Here is a 15,823-nt window from a genome sequence, read left to right as displayed (position 1 = left end):
ATTAAATATAAAATTAATGCTTTTATCCTATGCCTGATATCTTCTTTAGAAATTAAAAAATCTCTTTAAAATCTTTTGAATATGGAGAATAGGATCCGTAAACCGCATTAAATTCAACATCCAGGTTTTCCACTTTAAATTGCTCATCAATCTGATCCAAGCAGGTAATAACAAGATTCTTTTTAACCGGAAATACATACGCTCCATCCAGCTTCAAGGCATAATTCAGCAGTTTGTAATCTATTTCTCCAAATCTTAATTCCTTCTGATATTCATTAAATGTACAGGTTTCCTCTTCATTATTTCTCAGATTCATTTCTTTTTCATTGCTCATCCAGCCGTTTCCATGGCGCGTTGCATAGCTTCTGGTCACATAATACATTTCTATGTCTTCAATTTTTAAAAGCTGACAGATCTCGTATGCATTTTTTGAAGTGGTATGCGCATAAGTCACATTCGGAAAAACTCCATGATCCATATCGAGTAAAACTCCCTGACTTCCTTCAAAAATAAGGTGATCAAACAAAGCCAGGTAGTTATAATCATTTATATTCCAATCAATGACTTCAATAGCATCTAAAAAAGGCTGTAAAAGTTTACTGATCTCACTTTCATCTACAAAACCATAGTAATAAGCAATCCCTTTCAGTTTCTCCATCAACATTTCCCTGGGTGCTATGAGGTCTATTGCAAATAGTTTATAGGGACTTTCGTGTCTTTTCATGGTAGCGCCTACTCCTTTTCCGCAGGTTCCATGCTCCAGATTCCGTGCATTGGTTCTGTTTTGCCATACATCAAAAGGAGTCGTTACCTTTGCTAACGGATGAATATGCAGTTCAATGTTGCCGTTCTTTGCTTTCAATTCTTCTCTTTCGTTGAGCAGAAAAACCGGGTGTATGGTACAATGCTCGGTGAAGTAAGAAGGCAGACCGCGAAGTGCTCCGCTCGCAAAACTGGAATGTACATGTTTTCTTTCATCCATCATTACGGTATGTGCCGCCTGTTGACCTCCTGAAAATCTGATCACGACAGCCTTCGGATTCTGAGAAGCGAGAAAATCGGTGGTTATTCCTTTTCCTTCATCTCCAAAACCAAGTCCTATTACTATTTGCGCCTTTTTCATGTTGTTATATTTTTTGAGATCCTTTTCCATTGCCATTTTCATTTGTGCTTTTATAATTGTACTGATGGCAATGTATTAGTTCTAAAGCATTTGAAACTGATCTAACCCTTCTGTTCCTGTTGTTCCCAAGGTTGTATTTTTAAACTTATCACAGATGATTCCTTTGATAACGTTGGGAATTTCCCTGTGATCTTCTATGGATATACAGTTTTGCCCTAATAATTCTCTCCAGCCTCTGTCTGCTCTGAGTGCCTGATCAGAATGCAAAACACTGATATGGTATACTTCGTACTTTTTCTTTGCTTCTTCCAGCAGCTCAAGATGAGTATAGGTTTGCTGTCCTTTTCCCATAATTTCTCTGATGGCAGAAGCAGGAAGTGTTTTTAGACAAGGTTCGTCGCCAACGGTAAACAGCAATCCTTTTTGTCCTCTTTTTTCAAAAGCATCCGTTCGGGTGTGGAATGCTGCAAAATACCAGGCTAAAAGATAGCTTTCTCCGGCATTTCCGCCTCCTCCGGACTCTATATAGGTACGGGTAAGCCACATATCCAGTTCTTCATCTCCTGACTCAAACTGACCCACCTGAAGCGGATAGCCATCACATTCATGATCTCCGATTCCCAAGAATAACAAGGCTGGATCGGGAACTCCGCCCTGGATAATTCCTCCCATTAGTTTAGGTAATCCATCTCTGATCAGTTCATGGGGAATATGTCCCATACTTCCTGTAACATCCAATCCTAAAATAATCGGAACAGAATTAGGATGAATGTCTGAATCTCTGGATTCTCTGAAAGAAATACCATGAGGATTCATGGATTCATGAGCCATTCTTTTGGCGTTTTGGGTGAAAATTTCTCCCGCGGATTTTGTTCCGTACCCTGCTTTGCTTGCTCTGTCATAACGAGCGTCTAAATCGTATCTTGTACTTCCCATGACTATAGTGTTTTTCCAAATAAATATTCAAATCTCTTCTGGGTTACTTCAAGCTGAATATTCAGATTTCTGATTGTTAATGATAATTCCATGTCTTTCTGAACGAATGCTTCAGGATTAAAATCCGCAAAAGTCAGACTGTTTCTGTCTAAAGGACTGATATCAATAAGCCCTTCCTGTTCCCGCTCGAGTCTTTTGATTTTTAATTCGATATCTTCGACTCTGCGTCTGTAAATCAATTCGGAATCTCCTCCGATGATTCGTGCACGGTCTTCTCTGATCTGATCATTATTTCTTTGTAATGATTCGATAAATCTTGGTTTTAATTGATCTTCCATGACCAAATATTTTTATTTGTGTTAATATTACGCTAATTAAACAAGACATAGTAATGCGATCGCTTATTACGAATGATTTTATTCTTTTGAATACATTACATCTGTTCTCAGCACATACTTTAAACCGCTGATAAGGGTTTTCCCTTCATGCCTTAAAGGATGATAAAAAATAAGTGCTGTTCCTTTCTTGGGAGCTACGGTGAATAAATTTTCAAATTCTGTTTCTCCTCCTTCAAAATCATCATTCAGATAGATCATAAAGGTGTAAAAACTTTTCTCTTTTTCATTCCTGATATAACTTCCGTCCCTGTGCATTTTGAACTGCTGTCCGGGAGCATATTTATAAACCCTGAGCATTTCATTAAAGTTAAGAAGCCGATGTCCATCATGTTCCTGGGGTAGAAATGCAGCAGCTTTTTTAAAAAGTTCTTCAGCTATTCTTTCATCAAAGATCATCAGCCGGTCATTATTTCTGATTCCTTTGTTCATTTGCTGCCGTCCAAAAACATTGATCTTTGCTTCTTCAAAAACTTTTTCCTGTGAAAGGCTTATATAATGGTCACATTCTGTTTCGGTCAGAAAATCTTCAATCAAAAATATCTGTGGTTCTAATTCAACTTTTTCCATAATAGTATTTTGTGTTTGGTCTTGTATTTTTACTTTCTTAATTCATCTCTTACTTCCATCAAAGCAAATCCTAAGAGATTTTCTCCATTCCAGAGCAAAGGATTTTGTGCTCTGGTATCTGTTTCCAGCATTCCAATTCCCCAAATTCTATCATAAGGACTTGCCTCCACAAGAATTTTATCTCCTGTTGACAAAAGAAAGTCTTTAAAATATTGATTTTGAGAGAATTTTAAAAGATTTCCTTTGGTTACCATTTCATATTTATGTTCATCCCAAATTGCAGGATCAAAGTTTTTTACTTTCCTTCCCAGGGCTTTTGCCTGATTGGGGGTATTGGCTTTTAAAATTTCCTCTTCTGTTTCAGGATCATTAAATAATCTTGCCTTTGCAGCCATCATATAATGTTCAGCTGTTTTATAAGTAATCCCGTCTTCTTCAAAGCTTCCTGGAAACCACTGACTAAAGCATGATTTGGTAATGATATCTTTTGCAGTGTGTCCCCAGAAAAAAAGAAATTTTATTCTTTCTTTTCTCTGAAAGCGTTCTGTAATATTGTGTAAGGTGTAGTTCATGATTGTGTTATTTTTACACAAATTTAAAATAAAATCAGTCTTTGCACCAAATTTATTTGCGTTAATTTTACACTAATAAATGTAACAAACTGATTTACAATGATAAAAATTCAATTTTATTAAACACAATTGACACAAATCTTTAATAAGTTTTGGCTAAAACCACTGGAATAGGGTATAAAAAAACGGGCTAAAGCCCGTTCCTATTGAATGTGTTTTAATGAATTTATTAAAATATATTTCTTAGGCACCAATATATTTGTGAGCATGAGTGCTCAATTATTAGTGAAATTTGTGTTTAAAACAAGCTATTTAATTTCAAAATAAAAGCCCTGTTCCTCCAGCTCTTTATATTTTTCTTTATTAAATGTAAAAAGCTTTCCGGGTCTGCCGCTGCCCTCTTTTTTAACATTGTTGGTTTCGTTAAGGAGTCCATAACTCATGATTTTTTTACGGAAATTTCTCCTGTCAATCTCTTGCCCTACAATCGTTTTATAAAGGTTTTCAAGGTCTGAAAAAGGAAATTCTTCATTGAGAAGATTGAAACCGATAGGCTGGTATTGAATTTTTGTACGAAGTCTTTTTAAGGCCGTCTCAATGATTGTTTTGTGATCAAAAGCTACTGAAGGAAGTTTGTTTACACTAAACCATTGTGCATCTTCAGCATCAGAATCTGCAAACAGTTCATGATAAGATGGGTTCACAAGGCCCAGATAAGCCACGGAAACCACTCTATTCCTCGGATCACGACCCAGATTACCAAATGTATAGAGTTGTTCTAAAAAATCGGGTTTTATGCCCGCTTCTTCATAGAGTTCTCTTTTTACGGCATCATCTACACTTTCATCATCAAGAACAAGACCTCCAGGCAATGCCCAACCTCCTTTAAAAGGTTCAATATTTCTTTTAATCAGAAGAATCTGAAGATCTTTTTTGTCAAAATATCCGAAAATAACGGCATCTACAGCCACTTTTATATCTTGTAATTTTTTTGGAGACTCCATAAATTAATTTGCGTTACGAATACACAAAGTTATAGAAATAAATCTTTTTATTAAGTTTACATGATGAAATTTTTTGTTTATTTTTCACTTTTGCTAACGTTCTTCGGCTGTAAAGAGAAATCTTTTGCTGATCAAATTAATTTACAATATCCTAAACACGAAAAACTAAGTTTTCAACAGTTCAATGAAGGGCTGGGAGAAACAGGGACAGGAGTGATCTATATTGGAAAGGAAGCATCATCAATAGAGGTAAAATATTTTCGGCATATGCTTGCTCCACCACCACCTCCTCCTTCGTTGGAGAGAATTCAGCAGGACTCAGCAAGGGAACGTATTATTCAGAAATATTTCTATCCATCTGTCAATAGGGTTTATTTAGCAGATAAACCAGTTATCTTTGATTCTTTAACCTCAAAAAGTGTTGAAATCATTGTCAAAGTGCAGGATACAATCCCAAAATACACTTATAATTTTGAAACTAAAATCTTAAAAAAATACAAATCATTTCCGGTCTTTATAAAAAATATTTCCGGACGAAAGCTTATTCTCCCCGAGTTTAAAAGCTTATTTCCAGCTCTTTTAAATAATCAACAAAAATGGCAGATTATACGGAATGATAATGCATTAATTTGTGGAAATAGAAGCTGGAACTATGCGTATTGGGAATTTGAACCTGATGAAATTATGGTGGTTTCAGTCAATTTTTTACCGGGAACAAATAAGGGCAAATTCAAATTATATTTTGGCAATGCTGCTTCAAAACCTTTTTTGATGAATTATGATAAAAAAATAATCGAATACCAATAAAAGGACTCAGTGATAAAGTAAAAATGAATTAATTATTTAGGTTTAAGACAGCCTGAACGGCTACCGGGTGGTAAAATCAAATGAAATATATCCTAATCGAGATCGATTTCCTTCCATTATAAAAATCAAATACAACCTCTGCAGACAGCACGTCGAAAATAAACACTATTCTTTCTGATGTCAAATAACTTTGGCTAGAGATTTATGCCCGTAGTAAAAAATAATTTCAGATATAATAAAAGTTTATATCTTTAAGTTACAAATCTAACAATCTTAAAACTAAATCATTATGAAAAATCTACTATCAATTCTTTCTATTGCTTTTTTATTAATGGCTTGTGAGAAAGGAAAAACAACTGCTGCCCATAGTTCCGGTAAAAGCGACTCTACAGCAGCAAATTCCGAATGGAAACCTGTAGACTCTGCAACGGCTATGAAATCCTGGATGGAATATGCTACTCCTGGGGAAATGCACAAAATGCTGGCAAAATCTGACGGAACCTGGACCGGAGAAACCACCATGTGGATGGAAAACGGGGCAAAACCTATGATGAGTAAATCTGAAGCGACTAATAAAATGATGTATGGTGGACGTTATCAGATCACTAATCACAAAGGTGACTTTATGGGAATGCCTTTCGAAGGAATGAGCATTGTAGGATATGATAATTCAAAAAAGAAATTTGTCAGTACCTGGATTGACAATATGGGAACCGGAATGATGCATGGAGAGGGAGATTGGAATGCTTCCACAAAATCAGTTGAATTTAAAGGGAAAATGACTGATCCTTCAAGACCTGGAAAGGATTGTGATTTCAGAGAAGTTTTCACATTTGTGGATGACAATACTCAAAAACTGGAAATGTATGGCCCTGATTCCAAGACTGGAAAAGAGTATAAAACAATGGAGATAAAATACACCCGTAAGAAATAAATCAATAAAAAAACCGCTTCGTCTGAAGCGGTTTTTATTTTATAATGAATTAATCATTTAGTTTTAATACAGCCATGAACGCTGATTGCGGTACTTCTACTCTACCAATCTGCTTCATTTTCTTTTTACCTTCTTTCTGCTTCTCCAATAGTTTACGCTTTCTGGAGATATCCCCACCGTAACATTTTGCAGTAACGTCTTTTCTTAAGGCTTTAATGGTTTCTCTTGCAATTACCTTAGCTCCCAATGCCGCCTGAACCGCAATATCGAACTGCTGTCTCGGGATCAGCTCACGAAGCTTTTCACACATTCTTTTACCGATGTAATACGCATTAGAATCGTGAATCAATGAAGACAATGCATCTACCATATCACCGTTGATCAGGATATCCATTTTTACAAGCTTGGAAGCTCTGAATCCAATCGGATGATAATCGAATGATGCATATCCTTTAGAGATCGACTTCAATCTGTCATAGAAATCGAATACAACCTCAGCAAGAGGCATATTGAAGATTAGCTCAACTCTTTCTGAGGTCAAGTAACTTTGGTTAACGATCTCTCCTCTCTTCTCGATACATAAAGTCATTACTGCTCCTACGAAGTCAGATTTTGTAATGATAGAAGCCTTAATGAACGGCTCTTCTACTCTATCCATCGTTGAAGGATCCATCATTTCAGACGGGTTGTTGATCAGGATAGGAACCTCAGGTTCTTTTTTAGTATATCCAAAATAAGAAACGTTAGGTACCGTTGTAATTACGTTCATATTGAACTCTCTGTCAAGACGTTCCTGAACGATTTCCATATGAAGCATTCCTAAGAATCCGCAACGGAAACCAAAACCAAGAGCCGCAGAACTTTCCGGTTCAAAAACCAGAGATGCATCATTCAGTCTTAATTTTTCAAGAGAGAATCTTAATTCTTCAAAATCTTCAGAATCAATGGGGTAAATACCGGCAAATACCATTGGCTTTACTTCCTCAAATCCATCAATCGGTCCGTCTGCAGGTTTTTCAAAAGAAGTGATAGTATCTCCTACCTTTACTTCACGCGCATCTTTAATACCGGAAACCAGATATCCTACGTCTCCACAATGAATCGTTTTCTTTGGAACCTGCTTCAGTTTCAATGTTCCTACTTCATCAGCACCATATTCTTTTCCGGTGGCAAAGAACTTTATCTTTTCATTTTTAGAAATACTTCCGTTCACGATTTTGAAATAGGCTTCAATTCCTCTGAACGGGTTGTATACAGAGTCAAAAATCAGTGCCTGAAGTGGTCCGTCAGGATTTCCTACCGGTGCAGGAATTCTTTCAACAATCTTCTCTAAAAGATCATGAACCCCCTCTCCTGTTTTTCCTGAAACTCTCAATACATCTTCATATTCGCATCCGATAAGATTCATGATTTCATCGGTTACTTCTTCAGGATTGGCAGATGGAAGGTCAATTTTATTCAAAATCGGAATGATCGTTAAATCATTTTCCAAGGCCAGATATAGATTACTGATGGTTTGTGCCTGAATACTCTGTGCAGCATCCACGATAAGAAGTGCTCCTTCACAGGCAGCAATAGAACGGGATACTTCATAAGAAAAGTCAACGTGTCCCGGTGTATCAATAAGGTTTAGAATATATTTTTCTCCTTTATACTCATAATCCATCTGGATCGCGTGTGATTTGATTGTAATCCCACGTTCTTTCTCCAAATCCATATCATCCAGCGTCTGAGACTGTAATTCTCTTTGGGTAACGGTATTCGTATACTCCAATAGACGGTCTGCCAGGGTACTTTTACCGTGGTCGATATGAGCGATTATGCAAAAATTTCGTATGTTTTTCATTTAAGAATCTTGTAATTTGCAAAGATAAGAAAATGCAAGAGAATTTTTCATTCTTAATTCTTTCTTTTAACTGAAACACAGATAACAATAAGAACAGAAGCAAAATTTTTCCAATTCTTTTTAATATTATTTCGTTTTACCAAAGTCTTCCGGAACCAAATAATTTCCCGTAAAAGGATCAAGGTAAACTTTATTTCCTACCGCATTCTTCTTTTTATTTGATAAACTGACGTCAACAACTGCACCAATAACACCACCAACCAGACCGCCGGCAGCAACACCAATTGTGACACCACTTACAGTCGTTTCAGGAAACAATTCTGCTTTTGTTGCCTCAATAAAAACACCATTTTCATCTTTGAAAATCTCCGTGTAACCAAAAGGGATATTCTTGTATGCTATCCCTTTATACACAAAAGCATAAAAATGTCTTATTCCCATTTTCTCCTCTCCTTTTACTGCCTTTGTAACGATTCCTTTATCATTAGCCTGCAAAGTAAACCCAGGTTCGGGATTGTGAGTAAAAAAGCTGTAATAATCTTTGTAAACCCCTTCTTTTAATTCGTTAGCTGTTAAAATACTAAGTTTCTCTTTTAATACAGGGGCGTAGTTAGGAAGATCATTTTCAGAAATACTCAATTCCCACGGTGTCTTTTTATAAGATTCTTTAAAAAGATCAGTAAGAATCAAAGTCGTTTTTCTTGCTAGATTTTGTCCTAAATAGGGTGTTGTACGTGATGAAACTGTTGTTATGGTATCTTTCCTATCAATAAGATGATAACCATCCTCTTTCTTAATAAACGTGCTTGCCCTTAATTCAAGCTTTCCGATAGAGTACTTTTCTTTTTTGTCTTCTGAAATCTTCAAATTTTCCAACAAAAAAACCATATCATTATTCCCCCTTATCGGATTGTATTTATAAAACCAATCTTGTATATCTTTACTGGCATTGTTTTCAAAAATAATTTTTACCTCGTCCTTATGATACATGACCATTCCGACTTCCTGATTGGCTCTTTGATCTATTACCGTAAGACTTTTGATAGAATTTTTGCTGTCTTTAATGGATTTTGAAAGATCAATTGTTTCTATTTTCTGACCTAGTAATACTATTGAAAACAATAAAAAGAAAAGTGTTTTTTTCATAGGTAAACTTTGTGGTAAAAGTAATTTTTTTTGTTGTAAAAATTAAACGGCTCTCACAGAAATATCCGTAAGAGCCGTCCAACATTAAAAAAATAAACTATTATGGGTTCTGTTTAGGTCCCGAAGCGTTATTGTTTCCGTGAGGTTTTCTTTCATCCATTTTATCTCTCATCATCTTTTCGGACTGAAACAGCTTCAGAACTTTTTGACAGGGAATAACCAGCTGCATTTTATCAGCGTATTTTTTTCTGTTATCCAAAAGCTTCTGCCCTAGTTCAAAGCTTTGCTGCAATTTAGCTTTCGCTTCTTCATCCGTTAAAGTTTCGGGGTCAAAGCTTGAGTTAAACTGACTTTTTATCTGCTTCTGGCTATCCAGATATTCGTTATACAATTGTGTAAATTCTGCTTTATCACCAGGATCAACATTCAGATTATCCATGATCATATTGTTCCTAAATTTCTTCAGGAGATCTTTCCTCTCTTCCGGGGAAAGATTATTGATAACCTCTTTCCTTTGTTTTGGATCCATCTTTTTCCAATCATAATCTGTCCTTTGGGCATTTAAGCCAAAGCCATAAATAATCAAAAACGTCAATAGTATCTTTTTCATCTTCTTTTAGTTATATATATCCAAATAAACGTCCTGAGTCGAGTTACTTGCTAATTCTGCAATCTCAGAATTAGAAAACGAGTCCAGATAGTCATTTATCCGAGTTTCTTCTTTTTTCTTCACAGCTTTCACCGGTTTTGGTGTTTCTGTTGGCTTTTCAGTTTCATTGTCACTTTTGAAAGCGTAATCATTGTTACTTTTTTGATTTTCAACTGTTTGATTGTTATTTTCAACAGAAGTTAAATCAGACTTTAAGGTTTCATAAGCGAGTTGGCTCTCTGTTTTTGGTTCTTCATTATGAGCAACATATCCTGTTTTAGCATTCAGTTCTTGTTCAACGGAATCATTATTTGAATTGAAAACATAAGTTGCTCCAAAGATCAAAGCCAGTGATGCCGCTGCTGCATACATCCAGTTCAGCTTAAAGACAGGTGCTTTTTTACTTGTCTTTATATCATTCATAACGTTCTCCTGAATATTATCAAACATATTATCAGGAACTGTGTAAATGTTTTTACGCTCTAGTTTTTCTATGTCGAACTCTTTCATCTTTGTTGAATCAAAAATTATTTTTCGTAATTTTCTTTAATATAATCTTCTATTTTTTGTTTGGCATAATGATAATTTGTTTTCAATGTTCCCACAGACATATCTACAATTTTTGATATTTCTTCGTAGGGTAAATCATCATAATACCGCATCATAAATACCAGTTTCTGCTTTTCGGGCAGGCTTTGTATAGCGTTCTGCAGTAATAACTGTATTTCTTCAGCATCTCCTCCCGCATTGTCAGCTACCAGATTCTGCATATGATACTCCGGGTCCTCATCAGTCTTCTGCATTTTCTTCATTTTGTTGACCTGCTGCAGTGCTTCATTGGTAGCGATTCTGTACAACCAGGTATACAACTGGCTATCATTTTTGAACTGATGAAAATTCTGGTAAGCTTTAATAAAAGTATCCTGCAAAGTATCCTGTGCAAGATCTCCGTCCACAATAATTCTTCTTATGTGCCAGTACAATCTGCTTTGATAGGCATCCATCAAGGCCCGGACCCCTTTATCCTGGGTCCGTGGATTCTGCATCAACGAAATAATCTCCGCGTCCTTAATCTTCATAAGATGCCTTACACTGTTTTGGATTACAAAAGTAACTGAAAGTTAAATTAAAAATTCAATTTTCAGTTTAAATATTAAAAATAATATGAGACACTTACGCAAGAAACGTGCCTATATTGAGGTACCGTATTTCTGAAATCATCATCCTTTCCCGGCTCAGCTTAAAATCTTATATTTGTTATATGCAAATTGTAATCATTGGTTCCGGAAATGTTGCCTATCATATGGCAAAAGCTTTCACTTTGAAAAGCATTCCCCTGGCCCAGATTTTTGGCAGGAACGAAAAAGAATTAAGTAAAATTTCTGAAGAATTACACATTCCCTATTCCAAAGATCATCTGGAAGAGGCAGATCTTTATATCATCTGTGTGAGTGATAATTCTGTAGAAGAAGTTTCAAAGATTATTAGCAGAAAAGACTGTTTGGTTGCCCATACATCAGGATCACTGGCAAAAGAAGTCCTGGCTGGTGACTACAGAAAAGCCAGCTTCTACCCTTTACAGACTTTTTCAAAATCCAAAGAACTGGAATATGAAAAAATCCCGTTTTTTGTAGAGGCAGAGAATGAAGAGGATCAGAAAACATTGCTTGATCTTGCTTCTCAGATTTCAGAAAAGGTAATGGAAAGCAGCCATGAAAAAAGAAAATATATTCATCTGACCGCAGTTTTTGCGTGCAATTTTGTGAATCATCTTTTTTCAAGGGCTAAAGAAATTTCAGATTCACAAGAAATTCCGTTTGATTATTTCTTCCCGTTAATTGATGAAACGGTTCAAAAAATCTATGAAATTGAACCAAAAATGGCGCAGACCGGACCTGCAGTAAGAAATGATGTAAGAATTTTACAGCTGCATGAACAGTTATTACAAGATGAAAGTCTTGAAATTTATAAAACAATGAATCATTCTATTCAGAAAATGTATGAGTTATAAAGAGAAATTAAAAGATATTAAGGCATTTGTATTTGATGTTGACGGCGTTTTCACAGACGGAAGTGTTTATCTTCTTCCGGGTGGAAATATGTGCAGGGTGATGAATGTCCTGGACGGTTATGCTGTAGTAAAAGCATTAAAAAACAATTATTTAATAGGAGTGATTACGGGTGGAAATGATGAAATGGTAAAACACAGAATCAATTATCTTGGTATTCAGGATTACTACCCGAAGTCTCACAATAAAATTGAGGATTTTGAAGATTTTAAGAAAAAACATAATCTTAAAAATGAAGAAATTCTGACCATGGGTGATGATCTTCCGGATATTCATATCATGGAAAATTCAGCTATTGCAGCATGTCCAGAAAATGCAGTTCCTGAAGTAAAAGGAATCTCCGATTATATTTCTCCGAAAAAAGGAGGAACCGGAGCGGTACGTGACGTAATCGAACAGGTAATGAAAGTTCAGGGGAACTGGCATGATGATAACACACAATCTGTATAACCGATATGAAATTACTTTTAGCATCACAATCACCACGAAGAAAAGAACTTCTTTCCAGCCTTGGTTTTGAATTTGAAGTGGTAAAAATAGACTGTGAAGAAATTCTTCCGGAACAAATCAAAATAGAAGACGCTGCGGCTTATCTTTCTGATTTAAAAGCGGCTGCTTTCAGAAACCTGGAGGCAGATGAAGTCTTGTTGACCGCTGATACGGTGGTAGCCATCGACAATCAGATTCTTGGAAAACCTAAAGATGAAGCGGATGCCTTTAAGATGCTTCAGAGCCTTTCAGGAAGAACCCATCAGGTCTACACCGGAATTACCATCAAAACTGCTAATCAATCTTTTACAGAAACAGATGTAGCCGATGTGACCCTGAGTGTACTCACCGATGAAGAAATAAAGTTTTATATTCAAAACTATAAGCCTTTCGATAAAGCCGGAAGCTATGGTATCCAGGAATGGCTGGGAATGGCAAAGATCACAAGTCTTACAGGAAGTTTCTATACGATTATGGGACTTCCTACTCATCTTGTTTACAAAATATTGAAAGAAACCTCACTGATTTAAAAAAATTATTAAGGTTCCAGACCTCCATTAAAGAAGAAATAAATATTTCCGCAAGAAATATAAATATTATTCATTATAAAATTTTATTATTTTTACAAAATCATCAACCTGCTGATAATAAAAAGCAGATTAGCAAGTTATATTGAATAATGAAAAAGAATATATTATTCCTTTTAGTCATATGCCTTATTGCATCCTGTGCTACCAAAACAAAAAAGCCAGAGCAGCGATCAAAGCTATTGAAAGGTTTTTCCACATATTACAACACTCTTTTTAATGCGAAAGATGCATTAAACAGTGAATTTACGACCAGAGACAAAGGGCACAAAGACAATTTCTATGCGCCTTATATTCCTATTCTTACGTACGAAGAGCAGCCTTTAGGAAGTGATCTTGGACAGTCAGAGGCTTTTGCCGAGAATTCTATGAAGATGGCTGAAGTAGCCAACAGACCTTCTGGAAGAGGTGATTCCGGAGCACCCAACAGGCCTGGCGGATCTCCCGGAAATGGGCCTGCAAGACCGGATGGTGAGCAGCAGAGCAAAGGAGCTACAACGCTTGAAATTGCGGAAGCAAAAGCTTTAAAAGCAATTAATAAATATTCTGTAACCAGAAACGGTGAAGAAAAAAACAAGACGATTTTTGACGCTTATATGATCCTTGTACAATCTAGAATTTATCGCGGTAAATCCCTGGAAGCGCTGGATGCTCTTAATTATGTCTTCACCCATATGAAAGATGATAAAAGGATCGCACTGGCAAGAATTTATCAGGGGCTTGCCTATGATAAAATCAAAGATTATCACAGGGCCCATGAAACTTTTGCAAAACTGAAAGGAGAAGATATCAATAAAAGCTATGCAAAACTGCTGAGTATCTACTATTCTGAGTCTCTGCTTGATGCAGGTAAAAAAGAGGAAGCGGCTCAAGAGCTTGACAATGCTTTTGAACTAAATTCCAATAGAAAACTGAAGAGCAGAATTGCTTATCTAAGAGGACAGGTTCTTGAAAACCTGAACCAAAATGACAAGGCAAGAGAAAGTTATACTGCAGCATACAAATATGCCAATGATTTTGAATTTGAAGTAAAATCTCAGATCGCCATTGCAAAGACTTTTAACGGTAAAGGAGACTATGCAGGAGCAAAAAATTATCTGGAAGGAATCAGTAAAAAAGGAACTTATGGCTCCAGAAAGAATGAATTTTACTATGCTTTAGGTTTGATGGCCAACAAAGCAGGGAAAAAAGATGAGGCTCAGCAATTTTTCAGAAAATCCTTGTTTGAAAAGGTTTCTGATCCTCAGATCCGTGGTCTGGCTTATTATGAAATAGGGAAAAGCTATCTGGAAAAGAATGATTATATCGGAGCTGGAAGCTACTATGATTCTGCCCTGGCTGTAATGACTTATGAACCTTCAAGGATTTTATTAAAAGATCAGTCTGCCTACATTAAAAAGATATCCAAGAACTACTATCTGATCAAAAAGAATGACAGTATTCTTTCCCTGGCAAAGATGGATAACACTCAGAAAACGGACTATTTCACAAAATATATTGAAAAATTAAAGGTTAAAGAAGAAAGAGAAGAACAAGAAAGAAGGCGTGCAGAAAGAAGCAAAGGATTTGATACCGGAGACTATAGTGCCAACTCTATCTTCGCTAACAGTTCTAATGCTTTTGAGGATTTTGGAGTGACAACCAAAGGATTTTATTTCAGTAATACAGGAACCGTAAGCAAAGGAACATCTTCGTTTAAGCAAGTATGGGGAGACCGTGCTCTTGCTGATAACTGGCGTTTTTCCAAAAAAATGGCTTCTATTGAAGATATGAAGAATGAAGCGCTGGGGGTAACTTCAGCTCCTAATCCAAGACGTTTTGAACCTGCTTTTTATATTGAGCAGATTCCTACGGATCAAGGTAAGCTATCTCAGCTAAAAAAGGACAGAGATACCGCTTCTTTAGGTTTGGGAATCATGTATCAGAACTATTTTACCAATACTCCCCTAGCGACCAAAACACTGTATGATCTTGTGGATGTAAAGCCCGAAGAAAAAGTAATGCTGCAGGCATTGTATGAGATTTTTGCCATGAATTATGAGAAAAATCCACAGGCATCCGAAAAAGCAAAACAAATTCTATTAGCGGATTATCCATACACTTCTTATGCTGAATTTGCAAGAAATCCTAAAAACAAATCCTTCGTAAAATCAACGGAAGAAGTTGAGAATGAGTATAAAAAAGCATACGCTCTATTCGAATCGGAAAAATTTGCGGAAAGTAAGGATATCATCGATCAGACTATTCTGAAATTCCCGAAGGATGCACTTATTCCTAAATTATATCTGTTAAATGCATTCAATGCAGGAAAATCCAGCGGGAAAGAAGTAATGATTCTCCAACTGGAACAGATCGCTCTGAATTATTCTAAAACACAGGAAGGAATAAGGGCTAAAGAAATGCTGAATTACCTGAAAAGTGATCTCAGCTTCCAGGCTACGGATAACAAAGGAAATGCTGTACCTCAACAATCGGGAGGACCTCCTGTACAGCCTACTTCCAGTAACCAGGGTACGGGAATCCCACAAATGAATAACGGGAAAGTGCAGAAACTGGATAATATACAAACCCTGAATATGGATACTACTCCACAGGTATCAAATCCAGCCCAGCAAAAACCAAAAAAATCAAACGAAACCAAACCAGCGTCAAAGTCACCACCGAGACCTCAATAAAAATAAAAAAGCGAAGAGTAT

17 protein-coding genes are annotated in these 15,823 nt (G+C 36.2%); 6 read left to right on the top strand and 11 right to left on the bottom strand.

What is annotated here, in order from left to right; translation table 11 throughout:
* Positions 1-52 precede the first annotated feature (52 nt).
* From AC07UM_RS12770 to AC07UM_RS12745, 6 genes are all read right to left on the bottom strand, one after another.
* Positions 53-1,123, bottom strand: a complete 1,071-nt coding sequence (locus AC07UM_RS12770) for an adenylosuccinate synthetase (protein WP_494683161.1) — start codon at positions 1,121-1,123, stop codon at positions 53-55.
* An 81-nt stretch (positions 1,124-1,204) separates the two neighbouring features.
* Positions 1,205-2,059 carry a hypothetical protein gene (locus AC07UM_RS12765; RefSeq protein WP_494683162.1) on the bottom strand — a complete coding sequence of 285 codons (855 nt, stop codon included), beginning with the start codon at positions 2,057-2,059 and terminating at the stop codon, positions 1,205-1,207.
* Positions 2,060-2,061: 2 nt separating this feature from the next.
* Positions 2,062-2,397, bottom strand: a complete 336-nt coding sequence (locus AC07UM_RS12760) for a hypothetical protein (RefSeq protein WP_494683163.1) — start codon at positions 2,395-2,397, stop codon at positions 2,062-2,064.
* A gap of 78 nt (positions 2,398-2,475) precedes the next feature.
* Positions 2,476-3,024: a 2OG-Fe(II) oxygenase gene (locus AC07UM_RS12755; RefSeq protein ID WP_494683164.1), complete on the bottom strand. Its 549-nt coding sequence runs from the start codon at positions 3,022-3,024 to the stop codon at positions 2,476-2,478.
* Positions 3,025-3,053: 29 nt separating this feature from the next.
* Positions 3,054-3,596, bottom strand: a complete 543-nt coding sequence (ybiA, locus tag AC07UM_RS12750; protein WP_494683165.1) for a riboflavin biosynthesis intermediates N-glycosidase — start codon at positions 3,594-3,596, stop codon at positions 3,054-3,056.
* Between the two features lie 308 nt (positions 3,597-3,904).
* The gene (locus AC07UM_RS12745; protein WP_494683166.1) at positions 3,905-4,600 is read right to left on the bottom strand and encodes an NUDIX hydrolase; all 696 of its coding nucleotides are present in this window, start codon (positions 4,598-4,600) and stop codon (positions 3,905-3,907) included.
* A 60-nt stretch (positions 4,601-4,660) separates the two neighbouring features.
* Between AC07UM_RS12745 and AC07UM_RS12740 the strand changes: the two genes are divergently transcribed.
* Positions 4,661-5,407, top strand: coding sequence for a hypothetical protein (locus AC07UM_RS12740; RefSeq protein WP_494683167.1), 747 nt, complete (start codon positions 4,661-4,663; stop codon positions 5,405-5,407).
* A 289-nt stretch (positions 5,408-5,696) separates the two neighbouring features.
* Complete coding sequence (locus tag AC07UM_RS12735) at positions 5,697-6,341, top strand: DUF1579 domain-containing protein (RefSeq protein ID WP_494683168.1); 645 nt, start codon at positions 5,697-5,699, stop codon at positions 6,339-6,341.
* Positions 6,342-6,390: 49 nt separating this feature from the next.
* Here AC07UM_RS12735 and lepA read toward each other — a convergent pair whose 3' ends face one another.
* The 5 genes from lepA to AC07UM_RS12710 all read right to left on the bottom strand — a co-directional run bounded on the left by lepA (position 6,391) and on the right by AC07UM_RS12710 (position 11,061).
* Positions 6,391-8,187 carry a translation elongation factor 4 gene (gene lepA / locus AC07UM_RS12730; RefSeq protein ID WP_124532981.1) on the bottom strand — a complete coding sequence of 599 codons (1,797 nt, stop codon included), beginning with the start codon at positions 8,185-8,187 and terminating at the stop codon, positions 6,391-6,393.
* Positions 8,188-8,313: 126 nt separating this feature from the next.
* On the bottom strand, positions 8,314-9,333 hold the full coding sequence (locus AC07UM_RS12725) for a hypothetical protein (protein WP_494683169.1): 1,020 nt from the start codon (positions 9,331-9,333) through the stop codon (positions 8,314-8,316).
* Between the two features lie 100 nt (positions 9,334-9,433).
* Entirely contained in the window at positions 9,434-9,943 is a 510-nt protein-coding gene (locus AC07UM_RS12720; protein ID WP_124532977.1) for a hypothetical protein, read from the bottom strand.
* A 6-nt stretch (positions 9,944-9,949) separates the two neighbouring features.
* A complete protein-coding gene (locus tag AC07UM_RS12715; RefSeq protein ID WP_494683170.1) occupies positions 9,950-10,492 on the bottom strand; it encodes a hypothetical protein in 543 nt (180 codons plus the stop codon).
* A 17-nt stretch (positions 10,493-10,509) separates the two neighbouring features.
* Positions 10,510-11,061 (bottom strand): RNA polymerase sigma factor, encoded by a 552-nt coding sequence (locus tag AC07UM_RS12710; protein ID WP_494683171.1) that lies wholly within the window; start codon positions 11,059-11,061, stop codon positions 10,510-10,512.
* 182 nt (positions 11,062-11,243) lie between these two features.
* On the opposite strand from AC07UM_RS12710, the gene AC07UM_RS12705 reads away from it, so the two are divergent.
* The 4 genes from AC07UM_RS12705 (at position 11,244) to porW (ending at position 15,802) form a co-directional block, all read left to right on the top strand.
* Complete coding sequence (locus tag AC07UM_RS12705) at positions 11,244-11,993, top strand: Rossmann-like and DUF2520 domain-containing protein (RefSeq protein ID WP_494683172.1); 750 nt, start codon at positions 11,244-11,246, stop codon at positions 11,991-11,993.
* Positions 11,983-12,501 (top strand): KdsC family phosphatase, encoded by a 519-nt coding sequence (locus AC07UM_RS12700; RefSeq protein WP_494683173.1) that lies wholly within the window; start codon positions 11,983-11,985, stop codon positions 12,499-12,501. Before AC07UM_RS12705 ends, AC07UM_RS12700 begins: the two co-directional genes overlap by 11 nt.
* Before the next feature lie 5 nt (positions 12,502-12,506).
* Positions 12,507-13,070 (top strand): Maf family protein, encoded by a 564-nt coding sequence (locus tag AC07UM_RS12695; protein WP_494683174.1) that lies wholly within the window; start codon positions 12,507-12,509, stop codon positions 13,068-13,070.
* 149 nt (positions 13,071-13,219) lie between these two features.
* A complete protein-coding gene (gene porW / locus AC07UM_RS12690; RefSeq protein ID WP_494683175.1) occupies positions 13,220-15,802 on the top strand; it encodes a type IX secretion system periplasmic lipoprotein PorW/SprE in 2,583 nt (860 codons plus the stop codon).
* The last annotated feature ends 21 nt before the right edge of the window (positions 15,803-15,823 follow it).

This window comes from Chryseobacterium sp. GW821-FHT04C04 (genome assembly GCF_059420365.1).
The sequence above is the reverse complement of the archived record's forward strand: the minus strand, read 5'-3'. Positions and strand labels throughout refer to the sequence as shown.

Coding starts and splice junctions, on each gene's coding strand:
- AC07UM_RS12770 (WP_494683161.1), bottom strand. CDS start 1,123: ATGAAAAAGGCGCAAATAGTAATAGGACTTGGTTTTGGAGATGAAGGA.
- AC07UM_RS12765 (WP_494683162.1), bottom strand. CDS start 2,059: ATGGGAAGTACAAGATACGATTTAGACGCTCGTTATGACAGAGCAAGC.
- AC07UM_RS12760 (WP_494683163.1), bottom strand. CDS start 2,397: ATGGAAGATCAATTAAAACCAAGATTTATCGAATCATTACAAAGAAAT.
- AC07UM_RS12755 (WP_494683164.1), bottom strand. CDS start 3,024: ATGGAAAAAGTTGAATTAGAACCACAGATATTTTTGATTGAAGATTTT.
- ybiA (WP_494683165.1), bottom strand. CDS start 3,596: ATGAACTACACCTTACACAATATTACAGAACGCTTTCAGAGAAAAGAA.
- AC07UM_RS12745 (WP_494683166.1), bottom strand. CDS start 4,600: ATGGAGTCTCCAAAAAAATTACAAGATATAAAAGTGGCTGTAGATGCC.
- AC07UM_RS12740 (WP_494683167.1), top strand. CDS start 4,661: ATGATGAAATTTTTTGTTTATTTTTCACTTTTGCTAACGTTCTTCGGC.
- AC07UM_RS12735 (WP_494683168.1), top strand. CDS start 5,697: ATGAAAAATCTACTATCAATTCTTTCTATTGCTTTTTTATTAATGGCT.
- lepA (WP_124532981.1), bottom strand. CDS start 8,187: ATGAAAAACATACGAAATTTTTGCATAATCGCTCATATCGACCACGGT.
- AC07UM_RS12725 (WP_494683169.1), bottom strand. CDS start 9,333: ATGAAAAAAACACTTTTCTTTTTATTGTTTTCAATAGTATTACTAGGT.
- AC07UM_RS12720 (WP_124532977.1), bottom strand. CDS start 9,943: ATGAAAAAGATACTATTGACGTTTTTGATTATTTATGGCTTTGGCTTA.
- AC07UM_RS12715 (WP_494683170.1), bottom strand. CDS start 10,492: ATGAAAGAGTTCGACATAGAAAAACTAGAGCGTAAAAACATTTACACA.
- AC07UM_RS12710 (WP_494683171.1), bottom strand. CDS start 11,061: ATGAAGATTAAGGACGCGGAGATTATTTCGTTGATGCAGAATCCACGG.
- AC07UM_RS12705 (WP_494683172.1), top strand. CDS start 11,244: ATGCAAATTGTAATCATTGGTTCCGGAAATGTTGCCTATCATATGGCA.
- AC07UM_RS12700 (WP_494683173.1), top strand. CDS start 11,983: ATGAGTTATAAAGAGAAATTAAAAGATATTAAGGCATTTGTATTTGAT.
- AC07UM_RS12695 (WP_494683174.1), top strand. CDS start 12,507: ATGAAATTACTTTTAGCATCACAATCACCACGAAGAAAAGAACTTCTT.
- porW (WP_494683175.1), top strand. CDS start 13,220: ATGAAAAAGAATATATTATTCCTTTTAGTCATATGCCTTATTGCATCC.